15 protein-coding genes are annotated in these 14,925 nt (G+C 56.5%); 4 read left to right on the forward strand and 11 right to left on the reverse strand.

Going from position 1 to position 14,925, the window contains the following annotated elements; translation table 11 throughout:
* Positions 1-21: 21 nt before the first annotated feature.
* From BLW01_RS02755 to BLW01_RS02785, 7 genes are all read right to left on the reverse strand, one after another.
* Positions 22-2,208 (reverse strand): ATP-binding protein, encoded by a 2,187-nt coding sequence (locus BLW01_RS02755; RefSeq protein WP_092567952.1) that lies wholly within the window; start codon positions 2,206-2,208, stop codon positions 22-24.
* Positions 2,209-2,228: 20 nt separating this feature from the next.
* A complete protein-coding gene (locus BLW01_RS02760; RefSeq protein WP_229806328.1) occupies positions 2,229-2,741 on the reverse strand; it encodes a putative pterin-binding protein in 513 nt (170 codons plus the stop codon).
* Positions 2,742-2,831: 90 nt separating this feature from the next.
* Positions 2,832-3,314, reverse strand: a complete 483-nt coding sequence (locus BLW01_RS02765; protein ID WP_092567953.1) for a lysozyme inhibitor LprI family protein — start codon at positions 3,312-3,314, stop codon at positions 2,832-2,834.
* Between the two features lie 71 nt (positions 3,315-3,385).
* Positions 3,386-4,189, reverse strand: coding sequence for an MOSC domain-containing protein (locus tag BLW01_RS02770; protein ID WP_092567954.1), 804 nt, complete (start codon positions 4,187-4,189; stop codon positions 3,386-3,388).
* Between the two features lie 85 nt (positions 4,190-4,274).
* The gene (locus tag BLW01_RS02775) at positions 4,275-4,703 is read right to left on the reverse strand and encodes a universal stress protein (RefSeq protein WP_092567955.1); all 429 of its coding nucleotides are present in this window, start codon (positions 4,701-4,703) and stop codon (positions 4,275-4,277) included.
* 33 nt (positions 4,704-4,736) lie between these two features.
* A complete protein-coding gene (locus BLW01_RS02780) occupies positions 4,737-7,334 on the reverse strand; it encodes a TRAP transporter permease (RefSeq protein ID WP_092567956.1) in 2,598 nt (865 codons plus the stop codon).
* Between the two features lie 187 nt (positions 7,335-7,521).
* Positions 7,522-8,511 (reverse strand): TAXI family TRAP transporter solute-binding subunit, encoded by a 990-nt coding sequence (locus BLW01_RS02785; protein ID WP_092567957.1) that lies wholly within the window; start codon positions 8,509-8,511, stop codon positions 7,522-7,524.
* A 382-nt stretch (positions 8,512-8,893) separates the two neighbouring features.
* Here BLW01_RS02785 and BLW01_RS02790 point away from each other — a divergent pair, with 382 nt between their 5' ends.
* Complete coding sequence (locus BLW01_RS02790; protein ID WP_092567958.1) at positions 8,894-9,442, forward strand: macro domain-containing protein; 549 nt, start codon at positions 8,894-8,896, stop codon at positions 9,440-9,442.
* On the opposite strand, the gene BLW01_RS02795 is transcribed toward BLW01_RS02790, so the two are convergent.
* From BLW01_RS02795 to BLW01_RS02805, 3 genes are all read right to left on the reverse strand, one after another.
* Positions 9,432-10,733 carry a TRAP transporter large permease gene (locus BLW01_RS02795; protein WP_092567959.1) on the reverse strand — a complete coding sequence of 434 codons (1,302 nt, stop codon included), beginning with the start codon at positions 10,731-10,733 and terminating at the stop codon, positions 9,432-9,434. The two genes, BLW01_RS02790 and BLW01_RS02795, sit on opposite strands and share 11 nt — an antisense overlap.
* Positions 10,723-11,205: a TRAP transporter small permease gene (locus tag BLW01_RS02800; protein WP_092567960.1), complete on the reverse strand. Its 483-nt coding sequence runs from the start codon at positions 11,203-11,205 to the stop codon at positions 10,723-10,725. Before BLW01_RS02800 ends, BLW01_RS02795 begins: the two co-directional genes overlap by 11 nt.
* Before the next feature lie 66 nt (positions 11,206-11,271).
* Positions 11,272-12,282 carry a DctP family TRAP transporter solute-binding subunit gene (locus BLW01_RS02805; RefSeq protein WP_092568094.1) on the reverse strand — a complete coding sequence of 337 codons (1,011 nt, stop codon included), beginning with the start codon at positions 12,280-12,282 and terminating at the stop codon, positions 11,272-11,274.
* A 207-nt stretch (positions 12,283-12,489) separates the two neighbouring features.
* Between BLW01_RS02805 and BLW01_RS02810 the strand changes: the two genes are divergently transcribed.
* From BLW01_RS02810 to BLW01_RS02820, 3 genes are all read left to right on the forward strand, one after another.
* Entirely contained in the window at positions 12,490-13,152 is a 663-nt protein-coding gene (locus BLW01_RS02810) for a DUF1722 domain-containing protein (RefSeq protein WP_175529745.1), read from the forward strand.
* A gap of 154 nt (positions 13,153-13,306) precedes the next feature.
* Positions 13,307-13,525 (forward strand): helix-turn-helix transcriptional regulator, encoded by a 219-nt coding sequence (locus BLW01_RS02815; protein ID WP_092567962.1) that lies wholly within the window; start codon positions 13,307-13,309, stop codon positions 13,523-13,525.
* Positions 13,488-13,910 carry a hypothetical protein gene (locus BLW01_RS02820; protein WP_092567963.1) on the forward strand — a complete coding sequence of 141 codons (423 nt, stop codon included), beginning with the start codon at positions 13,488-13,490 and terminating at the stop codon, positions 13,908-13,910. Before BLW01_RS02815 ends, BLW01_RS02820 begins: the two co-directional genes overlap by 38 nt.
* 33 nt (positions 13,911-13,943) lie before the next feature.
* Here the strand turns inward: BLW01_RS02820 and BLW01_RS02825 are convergent, their stop codons facing one another.
* Positions 13,944-14,843: a LysR substrate-binding domain-containing protein gene (locus BLW01_RS02825; RefSeq protein WP_092567964.1), complete on the reverse strand. Its 900-nt coding sequence runs from the start codon at positions 14,841-14,843 to the stop codon at positions 13,944-13,946.
* Positions 14,844-14,925 lie beyond the last annotated feature (82 nt).

The following is a 14,925-nucleotide window of genomic DNA, read 5'->3' on the forward strand; positions in this document are numbered from 1 at the left end:
TGTTGTTGCAGCGAATCACCGTCACGCCCTGGCCTGCCGAACGCATAGCCAGTGTTCCAGGGCTTCCTGCGCTTCGGGACAATGCGTTTCGAACGCCTCCCAGGCCTGCCGAATACTCTCAGGGTCGTCAGTCCTCGCTGCCGATTCGAGCGCATGGGCATATTCGGCCAGAGTCATGAGTCCCAGGCTGGCCGACTCCCCTTTCAGCAGATGGGCCAGACGAGAAGCGGACGTATAACGCCCCGCCTCGACATCCGCCTGCAATTCCTGTCGTCGACGCGAAAGTTGATCCGCAAACAACGTCGTCAATGAGGCGATCCCCTCGATCCCCATCGAGGCACGCAACTCCCCGAGGATCTCTTCATCGGGTTCCGCCGATTCCGTCTTTCGTTCAGCGTATGTCTCACTGTCATCCACTGCCGGTGAATCGGCATTATTGAGATGACGGGCCAGAATCGTGGCAAGCGCATCATTGAACAGAGGCTTGGTGAGATAATCGTCCATTCCCGCCGCCAGGCAGCGGGCCCGCTCGCCTACCGTCGCGCCAGCCGTCATCGCGACAATCGGCAGTTGAGCAAACCTCCCCCCTCTGGATCTAAGGCGACGCGTCACTTCCAGGCCATCCATCCCCGGCATCTGGATATCCATGAACACTAACGCATAACGAGTCGTCTCGATCATATCGAGTGCTTCCCGTCCATCGGCCGCCACCGCGACATGACAGCCCAAGCGTTCCAGCATCGCTACCGCAACCTGCTGATTGACTTCGTTATCCTCGACCAGCAATAGCGTCGTATCTTCCTGCGATACCGGGGAGGGGGGAGCCGGTGTCGGCAGACTCGTTTCGGTATCCGCCGGCGACAGGGGCAGGACGAGCCAGAAGCGACTTCCCCGCTCCGGGCGATTGTTAACGCCGATTTCCCCGCCCATGGCCTCGACCAGGCGCTTGCAGATCGCCAGTCCCAATCCGGAACCGCCGAATCGGCGGGCGGTCGAGGCATCGCCCTGGCGAAACGGTTCGAACAAGGCGTCATGCATGTCATCGGGGATACCGCAACCGGTATCGAGTATTTCGATGCATAAACGCTCCTGGGTGTGTCGATAAGCGTTCACGACGACCTCGCCCTGATCCGTGAACTTGATGGCATTGGACAGCAAGTTCAACAACACCTGACGCAGCCGCCCCGGATCGCCCATCACCCGTTCCGGTATATCATCGGCAATGCGAGTGTTCATATCCAACTGCTTGCTGGAAGCTCGAGGGCCAAACAGACCGACAACACCTTCCAGCACCTGCGGTAGAGAAAAGGGCACACGCTCGATTTCCAACCGCCCGGCTTCGATCTTCGAAAAATCGAGAATATCGTCGATCAAGCTCAATAGCTGGCCGGCGCTATCATGAATCGTATGCGCATAATGCCGTGAAGCCTGATCCAGGGGCTGTTCGAGCAACAGATCGCTCATGCCGATGACGCCATTCAACGGCGTACGTATTTCATGACTGACAGTCGCCAGGAACTCCGACTTGGCCTGACTCGCCGTTTCCGCTCGATGAGCTGTCGCTTCCAGCTCACCGCTCAAGCGCTCCAGATCACCACGTGCACGCACATTGTCGCGCACTTCACGAAACAGAAAGACCACGACCAACATGGCCGCCAGGCTCATGGCGACGATGAGCGCGAGGAGCAATCCATAAAGCTGGTTCAACGAACGTCGCTCGGCGGTCGTGGTATCGGCGATATGTGAATTGATCGCGATGAGTAGCCGCTCGGTATATTGACCCAACTCCTGCAATACACGATCGATACGTTGCCGACGCGCTTCATCGAGCTCCTCCAGTGAGTCGAATTCAGCGTCGAGCTGTTCCAGACGAGCTTCGATTTGCGGCATCAGTTCCCGGGTATCGGGGATCGAGGAAAATAACTCGCCTATCTCGCCACGCCGCAGAATATTGATCCGGCTGTACAGCAATTCAAAGTGCAATTGCAGGTCATCCACTGACTCCGTATCGTCGCTCATCGCCAGCAGATTGCGTAATTGCACCGCCTCACGATCGAGTTTATAGGCCGCCCAGGCCGTGTCACCGCCGACGCTCTCGGCAAGGCTCTCCTGACGCCACAAGACCAATCCCACTACCACCACCGCCGCGGTGAACAGCAGCAAGGCCGCAAAGGCTCCAACTTTCAGTCGTAATGGGTTGCGTAGCATGAACAGGTGACTCTCCGATGTCACTCAATATGGATTTCCGACACCTGCCACACTGAGCGAAAACGGATCGTTTCGTTATTCAGGTCAGGATGATCGTCAAACGGATAGAGAACGAAAATCGGACCATAATCGCGGATCGGCATGGGTTCCCCATCACGCTCCATGGCCAGAATCACGTCATACTCCTCGAGGTCCGATCTCGGCACATCGGCAGCGAAATCATTCAAGGCTCGAACCTTGAGCCAGCCTCCTCTGGCACCGGCAGCCTCAAGGACTGCCGTCGCCAAGGGCCCCTTATAGCGGCTTTTTCCATCCGTCCAGGGGGTATGGGTTTCGATCACGCGGGAGGGCAGTTCATCGAGCATTGCCCGATCGAAATGGGCTTCATCACCCACATTGGTGTTATGCAAGTCACCACTCAATTTCAGTATCACTGCTCCCTGAGGTCGAGGTAGTTCATGCCCCCATACCGGCACGACGAAACAGAGCAACACCAAGCTCATCACAGTGGCAGACGCAACACCTCGGATCATGACGGACGCTCGATTCAACAGTAACAATACATAATAAAGGCAAGGTTACGCGATCTCTGATCACGGGTCAGTGTCTTGTTCCAAAACGGCTCATTCACGTACCTCCTCCAGGCCGTCAAGGTAACGCTGTAGCTGCGCCGCTCTATCCTTGAGCACGGTATTGCGACTCATGATCTCCGATACGGACAGCAGATCGCCCTGCCCCAGTTCCGCTTTCCGAAGTTCTTCATGGTAAGCAGAGATGAAACGGAATTCGGCGTCGCGGCTCGCTTCCCAAGCCTCCTGCGATGCATCAAACGCATCCCTGGCATCGCCTGCCAAGGCCCGAGAAAGGCGCCCCCTCAAGGCGTCCAGCTCGTCTTCCCACTCATCAGAGGCCTTACTCGCACATTCGCGCATGGCATCTGCCGTCCAGTCACCCTCTTCCATGCATAGATCGAGCTGGTGTTCAATCTGCCGGGAGACATCCTCCCTATCGGCCTCGTCAGGGTTGGTTTGCGCGTGACCCGTCGAAATCATCAGACTCGATAGAATCAGCCCGCAAAGGCAGCAAGCTTGGCGTACGTGCTCCATTTCCGTTCTCCCATCGTTGCAACGATGCCCACCATCGATATTATCTTGTCGTTGGGTCGCGCCCGGCCCGTTTATGCCAGCACCTCTACCGTATCGCCCACTGCCACTTCCCCCGGTGTCAGTACGACCAGGTTCTGCCCGAAGAGAATCTTGCCATCAACTCCACGTCGATATGAGGCCAAGGTGCGCAGCGGCTCTCGATCAGGCAGGAAGCGACCGGTCGCCGGATCGACGGTCACCATCACGCACCGAGAACAAGGCTTGTCCACTGCCAGTTCGAGCTGCCCGATCCGAATCCGGTGCCAGTTATCTTCGGCATAAGGTAATGTTCCAGTGACGACCAGATTGGGACGAAACTGTGACATCTGTTGTGGTGTGGATAATCGTGAGTTGAGTTCATCAAGGGACGACTCTCCGATCATCATCATCGGATACCCATCGGCAAAACTGACCCGTTTGCCGATGGCCTGACGGTAACGCGGTGAACGTTCACCCAACCACAACAATCTGACCGGTTCGCCCAGTGCTTGACTCACCCATTCGTCCGCTCGGTCTGTCGTCGTCAGGGCATTGACGGCATCACTCCATACCTGGGTTGTGAAACGTGCTTGCTCGAAAGCGTCATGCGCCACGGACAGGGAAGATAATTCAGGGTGACTGAGCACCAGACCAGCAGGCTGCAATGTCACTCTCACCCGTTGCAGATGAGGGTGAGTACGAGCGGTGACGAAGGTGCCGTCGGGTTTCACGACCATGTAACGTCGATCACCAACGACCCCCTCCTCACCGACCTGAGTGCGGGCCAATGCTTCTCCGGCTGTCGATTTGACGGGATAGCGGTATAGGGCTGAAACAACTGGAGCCGTTTCTGTCATCCTTGCAATTCCTGGCTAGTGATTTGGGCGACACCGTGCCCCAGCATAGCGTCGAACAAATGCGACTAGCCAGCGAATTGCCCCGTTATCGCACGATCATGACGGATGCCTTGGCATGATGCACGACATGTTCCGCGTTCGGCCCGAGTACATAGTCAGCGAACTTGCGCTTGGTATGTGAAGCCATCACGATCAAATCGGTATCGAGTTTCTTTGACGACTTGACAATGGCCTCCCAAGGGGAGCCATCAACGACCGAGTTCTTGACCGTGATATCCTCGGGGACATGTGCCTTCACGAACTCTTTCTGTGCCTCGATAACGGCGTCACGCGCATTCTTGGCAAAGTCTTCGGGAAAATATGAGCCTACCATCGGTAAGCGATAGTCCGGTATCACGGTAACGATATGCAGCGAAGCCGAGAAGGTGCGGCACAATGTCAATGCCGTCGGTAACGCTTTGTTCCAGGAGGCCTCTTCATTGAGGTCCACCGGCAACAGAATCTTGTGGTACATGTTGCGTTCCTCTCGTTAAGAACACCGCTCGAGTCATGATGCCGTTGCGGGTTCGCCGCTGGCATCCCGTCGGCGAAGCTGCAAGAGTACGATACCTCCAAAGACCAGAAATGCCGGAATCCACATCAGCTCCTTGGGCCAGGTATCCACAGGAGCCTGTACCTGCATGATCTCCTGGTCGAAATCGAAGCCAAGATCTTCGGCTTCACTACCATACTGGATCATATCCACGATCGTACGACCGTCCTCGTTCAACAGCTCCAATCCCAGATTTTCAAGCCGTTCTTCACCGGTATCGCCCTCGGGAACCGGGACCAGTAGATACGTCTCCATCGGTGCGCCAAAATCATCCTCACCGGCAATTCTGACGCGCAGATTGCTGTCTTCGTCGACCTGTTCCAGCGCTTCGACGAACTCGCTCCCCGGCATCGTTTCATAGGGGTCATGAATTCTGTCCATCCAGAACCCCGGCCGGAACAGCGTAAAAGCAACCAACAACAGCAACAGGCTTTCGTACCAACGGTTGCGTGCCAGAAAGAACCCCTGTGTGGCAGCTGCAAAAATCAACATCGCAATGGTCGCGATTATGAAGACCAGCACGCCTTCGAAGAGCGACACATCGATCAGCAACAGGTCATTGTTGAAGATGAACAGGAAGGGCAGTGCTGCCGTACGCAGACTGTAGTAGAACGCCTGGAACCCCGTGCGCAAGGGCTCTCCTCCAGATACGGCCGCGGCCGCAAACGAGGCAAGGCCCACCGGTGGAGTGACATCCGCCATGATGCCGAAATAGAACACGAACAAGTGAACGGCGATCAATGGTACCAGCAAACCGTTCTGCTCACCGAGCTGGACGACGACAGGGGCCAGCAGTGCCGAGACCACGATGTAGTTGGCCGTGGTCGGCAACCCCATGCCCAGGATCAGGCTCAGCACCGCAGTAAACAGCAGGATCAACAACAGATTGCCCATGGCCAGGGTTTCGACCACATCCGCCAGTACGAGCCCGACGCCGGTCTGGGAGACTGCGCCGACGATGATCCCCGCTGTCGCCGTTGCAATACCGATACCGATCATGTTGCGGGCGCCGGTTACCAGGCCGTTCCAGAGATCCAGCAGCCCCTCCTTGATATCCTCTGCCGGTCGGCTACGGTTCCGAAACAAGGCGGTAACAGGCCGCTGAGTGACAATAATGAAGATCATGAAGACCGTCGCCCAGAATGCCGACAGCCCCGGTGACAACCGCTCGACCATCAAACACCATACCAGCACCACGACAGGCAGGATGTAATGCAGTCCAACCATCACCGTGGGCTTTGTCTGTGGAAGCGATACCACTTCCGAGTCTGGATCGTCCATTTCAAGTTCGGGGTAGCCAGCCCCCAACTTGAGCAACGCAATATAGACGGCCAGCAACAGTATCCCCACTACCACGACGGCAGCATCCCCAAGGACCGGTTTCAGCCAACCGAGGCCATAATAGACGGCGAAGGATAATCCCATCAGCATCAACAGTCCGGCCAGGAAGCCAACGACTTTTCTGACCAGGGGCTTGGGAGGATTGCTCGTGGGCAACCCTCGCATGCCAGCTTTCATGGCCTCAAGATGAACGATATAGATGAGTGCAATGTACGAAATCAGCGCGGGGAGAAAGGCGTGTTTGATGACCTCGATATAGGGAATACCAATGTATTCCACCATCAGGAAAGCAGCTGCCCCCATGACCGGTGGCATGATCTGACCATTTACCGAGGAAGCCACTTCCACCGCTCCGGCCTTTTCCGCCGTAAACCCCACACGTTTCATCATCGGTATCGTAAAGGTTCCGGTGGTCACGACATTGGCAATGGACGATCCAGAAATCACCCCGGTCATGCCCGAAGCGACAACGGCGGCCTTGGCAGGCCCCCCCTTGTAATGTCCCAATAGCGAGAAAGCCACCTTGATGAAATAATTGCCTGCGCCCGCTTTGTCCAGCAAGGCGCCGAACAGCACGAACAGGAACACGAAGCTGGTCGAGACTCCCAGTGCGATTCCGAATACCCCCTGTGTGGTCAGCCACTGGTGGTTGATCAATCCCGAGAAACTGACACCGCCATGCGCCAGGATGCCTGGCATGTAGGGGCCCGCCAACGAATATACGATGAAGATTGACGCGATAATCATCAAAGGCGGTCCCAAGGCACGTCGTGTTGCTTCAAGCAATAACAACATGCCCATCACCCCGATAACGACATCTATGGTGATCGGTGCACCCGGGCGTTCCGCCAATTGAGAGTAAAACAGGCAAATGTAGGCAGCGCAGAACGAAGCCATCAGTGCCAGAATCCAGTCCTGAACGGGGATGTGGTCTCTGGGCGAGCGTTTCAAAGCCGGATAGGCCGTATAGGCAAGGAATAACGCGAACGCCAGATGAATGGAGCGTGCCTCAGTAGCATTGAATGACCCGAACCCGGTCACGAAAGGCAGTGGAGAAGCAATCCACAATTGAAACAGTGACCAAGCTGCCGCTACACCTATCAATATCTTGCCTGGTGTTCCCAACGGTTTACGCGCCCCGCTGTCCGTCGACGCCACCAGTTCTTCGAGTTCTTCGTCCGATGCCGGAGATGTCTTCTTGTCATCAGCCATGGGATGCCCTGCTACAGTCAGCCAACTTGTTGGAATATCAAGAAATTCGCTCGTGCACGCTACCTGCTCATGTCCACATTATTCTCCATACCCGTAATGTAACGGGTACCCAAAACCGAATGCGCGGCCCAAGGGAAGGGCCGCGCATCCATTTCACATCGTATCGGTCACTCGACAAGGCCGACGATCACTCTTCATCCAGCCAGCCGCGTTCTTCATAGTAACGCTTGGCTCCCTCATGAAGCGGCGCTGACAGACCCTCGGAGATCATTTCTTCTTCATCGAGATTCTCGAATGCCGGGTGCAGTTGCTTGAAGCGGTCGAAATTCTCGAACAATGTCTTGACAACTTCATAGACCAGGTCGTCATCCACATCGGCACTGGAAACCATGGTGGCCGACACGCCAAAGGTAGTGACATCTTCATCATTGCCTTCGTAGAGTCCGCCAGGAATGGTGGTATAAGTGTAATATGGGTATTCATCGACCAACTCATCGATTTCCCCGCCTTCGATGGGGATCAACCGTGAATCGACAGTGGTCGTTGCTTCCTCGATGGAACCATTCGGGTGGCCAACCACATAGACCATGGCATCGATATTGTTATCGGACAGAGCGGCTGCCTGCTCCGCTGCTTCCAGCTGCTCGGCACGAGCAAACGTATCGGTATCCCAACCCATCGCATCCATGACGACTTCCATGGTATTGCGTTGTCCGGAACCGGGGTTACCGATATTGACGCGCTTGTCCACCAAGTCTTCCAGAGTCTCGATACCGGAGTCAGCGCGTGCCAGGAGGGTCAGAGGTTCCCCATGCAACGCGAAGACGGAGCGCAGATCCTCATATGCATCATCTTCGTACTCGCCCTCTCCATTATACGCTTGGTACTGAACGTCGGATTGCGCCACCCCCATATCCAACTCACCGGATTTGATACCGTTGATATTGGCGACTGAGCCTCCAGTCGAGGGAGCATTACACCGGATGTTGTGATCATCACTGCCTCTATTGACCAGACGGCAAACCGATTGACCGACAACGTAATAAACGCCGGTCTGGCCGCCGGTACCGATAGTGACGTAGTTTTCTTCTTCCTCTGCGATCGCCGGTGAAGCGAAAGTGGCTGCACCCAGTAGCGCCCCGGTAAAGGCGGCTGTGGTAAAGGCGTAGCGTTTCATGAAGACACCTCTTTGATGTTGTTTGTCCCTTATTCCAGCACGGTTTTCCTGTTCGATCAGGACCGCAGCCGGATCACAACTCACTATTATTACAGCTTACTTCATTCGTCATCCACTACTTTAGCGAATCCAGCAAGCACTTGCTCCCTGAGCATTCACATTTCATGTATCTATGAGCCTAGACTCAAATCAACGTTTAGGGAGCGTTAATTCGCGTACCCCTCAACTGACTCCCATGTCATACATGTCGATGGGAGTACATCAAGGCGCGCTGATCACGTCGGCATCCAGGATCAACGTGAGTCGATATTGTCACCCCCTCCCCGATACCACTTCCTCCTGCTAGGCTGAGATGCAACCTCAATATCCGGAGGATGCCGAGATGACAACGCCCTTCTCGATCGAATGCATTCAGGGAGATATCGCACGCCAGGATGGGTTCGACGCTGTCGTCAACGCCGCCAACGCCGAACTGCAGATCGGCGGCGGTGTCGCTGGCGCCATACACCGTACCGCAGGCCCCGGTCTTGCCGAGGAGTGCCGTCCACTTGCGCCGATTCATCCCGGACAGGCTGTCATTACCAGCGCCCATCAGCTACCCAACCGCTATGTCATTCATTGCCTGGGCCCGATATACGGGATCGATGAACCCGCCGATACACTGCTGGCCGACTGCTATCGCCATGCAATTGAGGTGGCCGAACGTCATGAGATCACGACACTCGCTTTCCCTTCATTGTCGACCGGCGCTTTTGGTTATCCCATGGCCGAGGCTGCGCGTATCGCTCTGTCGACAGTCATGAAGGCGAGAGACAACGCCCGCCACCTCCAACACGTCCGTTTCGTCCTGTTTGACAAGAGGTCGGCCGAATTGCATCAAAAAACGCTGACCACATTGGAAAACCACGGTACCCAAGGAACTAACCGCTAACGTTGTAACCGAGGATACGGGGCAGCCACAGAGCGATCTCGGGGAAAATGGCTACCAGCGTCAGGGCGGCAGCCATCGCAGCCACGAACACCAACGCCCATCCTATGGTTTGCTCCAGGCGAATCCGGGCGATTTCGGTCGTCACCATCAGGTTGACGGCGACAGGTGGAGTGAACTGACCGATGGCGATATTCATTGCCATGAGTATGCCGAACCAAACGGGATTCCACTCGAAATGCTGCATGACCGGAATCAGGATCGGCATCATGATCAGATAGATGGAAATCGCATCCAACAGCATCCCGGCGGCCAGTACACCCAGCATGATGAGCACCAGCAACAGCGTACCGTTGTCCGAGAGAGCGATGATCCATTCAGCCAGATCACGAAAGGTGCCTAGAGTCGTACCAGCCCAGGCGAAGATACCTGCCAGCGCGATGATCAACATGACCACGCCTGATATCGCCGCCGCTTCTCCCACGAGGTTCCACAATTCACGCCAATCCAGCTCCCGGGTCACGAACAGGCCAATCAGGACACCATAGGTCACCGCCGCTACTGCCGCTTCGGTCGGCGTAAAGAGGCCACTACGTAATCCGCCAAGGATCAGAACCGGGGCGAAGAGTGCCGGCAGCGCGAGTCTGAAGCTCGTACCCAAGGCCGGACGCTCGACTTCCTCGGGCGCTTCCCAGCGGTAACGACGCGATAGCCAGAAGGAGGGGACCAGCAATGCCAGACCTGCCAGCACACCAGGGAACAATCCGGCCGCGAAAAGCGCACGTAAATCGACGCCAGGCACCACAATGGAATAGAGGATCAACGCCACGGACGGCGGAATCAGTATGGCTGTCGAGGCCGATGCAGCGATCAACGTCGCCGAGAACGGCCGAGGGTAGCCAGCCTTGGTCATGCTGGGCAGCATCACCATGGCCACGGCAGCGGCATCGGCCGGACCAGAACCACTCATGCCCCCCATGATCATGCACACCAGGACGGCAACCAGCGCCAGTCCGCCGTGGCGGGGACCGATCAGCGCCTGGGCAAACTGAACCAGTCGACTTGCCACGCCCGCCCTTTCGAAGATCAGTCCCGTCAGAATGAACAGAGGAATCGCGATCAAGGGATATTTGGCGACGCTGTTATAGGTATTGGTCCCCAGGGTGGCCAGCATATGAGGGGGCAAGCCGGCAAGAATACCAATCGCGCCCGACAACGCCAGGGAGAAGGCGACAGGAACCCCTGCAATCAATAATCCCACAAAGGCCAACAGCATCCAGAGATCAGGACTCATCGCCGAGCTCCCTTCCCTTGAGGCGATCGACCGCCTGCTGGGTAAGTCTCAGCAACATCAACGCCGCCAGTATCGGCAACCAGACGATATACCACCATTGAGGGAGGCCGAGACCAGGGGATCGTGACTCCCATTGGAACTCCTGCCAGGCGAGCAAACCGCCGAACCAGACAATGAGGCCCAGTACGGTCGCTCCCGCTATCCATTGCAGTACTATCAACACACGCTTGGGGCCCCTGGGCAATGCGCGCTCCAGCAGCCCGATGCGGATGTGTCCGTTACGGCGCAAGGCCACCGAGGCACCTGCGAACGTCAGCACTACCAGGAGAAAGACGGAAAACTCCTCGGTGAAAGCAAAAGAACCGCCGGTGATATAACGCACCACGACATTGGCCAAGCTGATCAAGGCAATGATCACGAGTGACAAGGTCGCCAGAACGCGCTCCAGACGGGCATCAGGGGACGGTTTCATGGATTTCTCGATCAAAGGTACCGGCCCCCACCTCCGGTATGAGGCGAGGCCGATAGCGTGGACATGTCAGCGGTTATCGATGGCTTCGCGAGCGCTCTCGACCAGGTCTGCGCCGATTTCCGGCGTCCAGTCGTCATATACACTGGCCGTGGCGTCAACAAAGGCGTCGCGTTGCTCCTCATCCAACTCCACGACCTCGACACCGCGATCCTTGATGGCTTCCAGGCGTTCGCTCTCTTCCGCTCGGGTTTTCTCGATCTCCCATTCACCGGCATCGATCGCCGCTTGTCGAACCAGTTCGCGTTCCTCATCCGTCAGCTCCTGCCATACGCGCTCACTGACAGCAAAGATCAAGGGGTCGTTCATGTAATCCCAGCGGGTCAGATACATCTGCTCTGCCTGATCGATGCGCGCGACATCGAACACCGACAGCGGATTCTCCTGCCCGTCGACCGCCCCCGTCGTCAACGCGGGTTTGGCATCCGCCCAACTCATTTGGGTGGGATTGGCCCCCAATGCTTCGAAAGTATCCTGGAACAAGGGCGACCCAACCACCCGAATCTTCAGACCCTCAAGATCCTCGGGAGCATCGACCGGACCATTCGAATTGGATAATTGGCGGAAACCATTTTCCCCCCAGGCGAGCGGCACGACACCTTTCGACTCGATAGCATCGAACACCATTTCGCCGGCCTCACCGCCAGTGACGGCATCGACTGCCTCGTAATCAGGCATCAGGAAAGGCAATGAGAAAAGGTTGAGCTCAGGCACCTGGGGTGACCAATTGATGGTCGATCCTACCGCCATATCGATCAATCCTGAGCGCATGGCGGAAAACTCCCGGGTCTGATCCCCATTGACCAACTGCGAATCGGGATAGACCTCCAGAGTGATAGCCCCGTCGGAGCGTTCCTCCACCAGTTCCGCCCACTTCTCTGCGGCTTCTCCCCAGGGAAAAGCATCCGATAGTACCGTGGATACCGAATATTCACGTGCTTGTACACTGAAAGCCGTGCATAGCAGTGCAGCGCCAGCCAGGCAAGCAGCGCTACGGGAGAAACAATGCTTATGTTTCATGGCGTGTCCTTGAATGCGTTCGTCCCGATCCATGATCGGTACTTATTGGTATCAATAGGGAATCCATCGATTCCCTACCGCATTGTAAACAGACGTGCGTTGAAGGGAAGGGTCACGGGAAAACGGCCATGATGTCCCGGCTTCGCCGATCGAAGGCAACGTACTATCATGCGTGCACGACCATTCACGGGACCTTGGACGCCGCCCATGGCTTCTTCTCCTCAACATCGCATTGCGCCCGGTTACCTGGCACTGCCCGACCTCGCGGCCGAGCAGTTGGAGCTCGATCAACTCTCTGCGAGACATGCGCCCCCGGCTGGTAACTGGACTGACGTACGACGGCGGCAAGTCAGTCATGAGATCATGTTGCGACACGACAGCGAGGTTAGCCTGGCGGGCAGTGAGAACATCGATTTACCGTCCTGCTGGCCGGCATCCGCCCACATCGACGTAAGCGAGCAGATTGACTGGCTGACGACTCGTTATAGCGGCACTCGCGAAGCCCGGATTCCACTCCCCCGAAGCGCCCAACAGTTATGGGGGCAGCACAAGTACTCGATACTCGCGCGCGATCAGAATCTCTACAGACAGCTGGGACGGCAGCTCGCCGACAAGGCGATCGACTTCTCTGAACTCGCCGACCTGTTGACATCCACACTGTTGGAACGCCCCACCTCAGGCGGAATATGCAATGCCGTACAGCATATGTGGGGATATGTGTCGCAACGCCCCGAGCATGCACGATGCTATATCGATAGTTGGTCGACCCGGGAACTGCTGCATGAAACCCAGCAGCGCGCCAGGACAACGGGCCCGTCCTACTTATGGGAATCCACTGCATTGAGTGAACTCATGGCGTGGCTCGATTGAACATCGATGTCATCCCTCACAGGCGTCATGTCTCCTACCTGATCTATTCTGATGAAAGCGCCACCAAGCTGGGCGATGCCACACTGCAGCGATATCCGACATGCAAAATGACAAGCCAACTTGACATGACGAATATGACAAGCATACTTGTCATATGTTCAATCATGTTCGCGCCTTGCGCAAACGACATGGTATGACCCAAGCGGCCCTGGCCGAGGCCATGGGCGTTTCTCGTAATACCATCAATTCCATCGAGGTCGGCCGTTACGTGCCTTCGCTGCCCCTGGCATTCAACCTGGCTCGGTTCTTCGGCAAGCCCGTCGAGGAGGTATTCGATGATCAGTATGAAGAAGGTTCCTCACCCGACCGCTGACAACACTCCGCACCGCCCCCTGGTGGTCCCCCTGGTCAGCGTGATGCTGGGAATCGTGATGTTCGTGGTTTCCTGGCTGGCAGCCGAAGCTCCCGAGATCGGCTTGGCAATGCTGATCATCATGCTGATCTATGCCGGTATCATGCGCTTTGGACAACGTTTCGAGTCCCTACAGTTACTCGGCAATGATCAACCTCTCGACGAACGGCATGGGCTGATTCAACTTCGCTCGTTGGCAATCGCCTATATGGCCGTACTCACGGTCGCTTTGGGAGGTTTCTTCTGGGAAATCGCGCAAGGCGAACCGGGGGCATTCACCCTGATATGTTTTATTGGTGGCTCCACTCACATTCTTACCACCGTGATATTGCGCCGGAGGGTATAGATCAGCCGCGCCTTGTCATATGCTCGGCAAGATTCAACCATACATATCCCGAAATGCTTCGAAGACGTACCCCAATAGCGCCTCACTGGCTTGGCTACCGCCACCGCGTTTCACCAGTTCCAGCTGATAATCACCAAGCGGTGGTAATGTATCCCTGTCGAGTTTACGCAATGGCGCCTTGATCAGACTCTGGGGAAACGGAGCCACGGCGAGATCGGCCAGCATGGCAGCCTCCTGGCCGGCACAGTGCTCGCATGTATAGGCTATTCGGTAATCGATACCGGCACGGTCAAGGGCGTCGAGTGCCATACCGCGCCAGGCACAACCATGATGAGCCAGGGCAACCGGTAGCGGCGAGCGTTGGGCCGCCAACCCCCCATCACGCCCCACCCAAACCAAAGGTTCACTGTGCACTCTTTCGCCGCGCGCCGGTTGCCCCACATTCCCTGCCGTGACCAATACCAGGTCGAGCTCACCATCATCCAGGCGCGACAGCATGTTGACGCTACTGCCTACCACCACATCGACCTGAACGGCCGGATGTGTCCGCGCAAACTGGGCCAGTACATTTGGCAGAATCCGTGTACCGACATCATCCGAGGTACCGAACCCCACACGCCCCTCCAAGGAGGGGGCCAGAAACTGGGTCACCGCCTCTTCATTGAGCTTGAGCAGCCGGCGCCCATAACCGAGTAATACTTCACCTTCCGGGGTGAGGCGAACCTGGCGTGATTCGCGCACGAAGAGCGTCTGCCCGAGCGTATCTTCCAACCGCTTGATCTGCATGCTCAATGCCGATGGTGTTCGAAACACCTGGCGAGCAGCGCGGGTGAAACTACCGCTCTCGGCAATCGTGACGAAGGTCCTCAGCACCTCGGTATCCAGCAACGGCAGAGGCGCATTATTCGCCGCGAAAGAGGCAGGTGTCGTCATGGCTCATACCTTTCAATAAAACTTAAAACACAATGTAGTGCTTTTCGTTTGATTGATCAATAAGCCCAGGCCATGCTGTTCC

The sequence above is a fragment of the Aidingimonas halophila genome, from assembly GCF_900106955.1.
Lineage (GTDB): Bacteria > Pseudomonadota > Gammaproteobacteria > Pseudomonadales > Halomonadaceae > Aidingimonas > Aidingimonas halophila.

What these genes read in the sequence shown, in the direction of transcription:
- BLW01_RS02755 (WP_092567952.1), bottom strand. Translation starts at nt 2,208, where the DNA reads ATGCTACGCAACCCATTACGACTGAAAGTTGGAGCCTTTGCGGCCTTG.
- BLW01_RS02760 (WP_229806328.1), bottom strand. Translation starts at nt 2,741, where the DNA reads ATGATCCGAGGTGTTGCGTCTGCCACTGTGATGAGCTTGGTGTTGCTC.
- BLW01_RS02765 (WP_092567953.1), bottom strand. Translation starts at nt 3,314, where the DNA reads ATGGAGCACGTACGCCAAGCTTGCTGCCTTTGCGGGCTGATTCTATCG.
- BLW01_RS02770 (WP_092567954.1), bottom strand. Translation starts at nt 4,189, where the DNA reads ATGACAGAAACGGCTCCAGTTGTTTCAGCCCTATACCGCTATCCCGTC.
- BLW01_RS02775 (WP_092567955.1), bottom strand. Translation starts at nt 4,703, where the DNA reads ATGTACCACAAGATTCTGTTGCCGGTGGACCTCAATGAAGAGGCCTCC.
- BLW01_RS02780 (WP_092567956.1), bottom strand. Translation starts at nt 7,334, where the DNA reads ATGGCTGATGACAAGAAGACATCTCCGGCATCGGACGAAGAACTCGAA.
- BLW01_RS02785 (WP_092567957.1), bottom strand. Translation starts at nt 8,511, where the DNA reads ATGAAACGCTACGCCTTTACCACAGCCGCCTTTACCGGGGCGCTACTG.
- BLW01_RS02790 (WP_092567958.1), top strand. Translation starts at nt 8,894, where the DNA reads ATGACAACGCCCTTCTCGATCGAATGCATTCAGGGAGATATCGCACGC.
- BLW01_RS02795 (WP_092567959.1), bottom strand. Translation starts at nt 10,733, where the DNA reads ATGAGTCCTGATCTCTGGATGCTGTTGGCCTTTGTGGGATTATTGATT.
- BLW01_RS02800 (WP_092567960.1), bottom strand. Translation starts at nt 11,205, where the DNA reads ATGAAACCGTCCCCTGATGCCCGTCTGGAGCGCGTTCTGGCGACCTTG.
- BLW01_RS02805 (WP_092568094.1), bottom strand. Translation starts at nt 12,282, where the DNA reads ATGAAACATAAGCATTGTTTCTCCCGTAGCGCTGCTTGCCTGGCTGGC.
- BLW01_RS02810 (WP_175529745.1), top strand. Translation starts at nt 12,490, where the DNA reads ATGGCTTCTTCTCCTCAACATCGCATTGCGCCCGGTTACCTGGCACTG.
- BLW01_RS02815 (WP_092567962.1), top strand. Translation starts at nt 13,307, where the DNA reads ATGTTCAATCATGTTCGCGCCTTGCGCAAACGACATGGTATGACCCAA.
- BLW01_RS02820 (WP_092567963.1), top strand. Translation starts at nt 13,488, where the DNA reads ATGATCAGTATGAAGAAGGTTCCTCACCCGACCGCTGACAACACTCCG.
- BLW01_RS02825 (WP_092567964.1), bottom strand. Translation starts at nt 14,843, where the DNA reads ATGACGACACCTGCCTCTTTCGCGGCGAATAATGCGCCTCTGCCGTTG.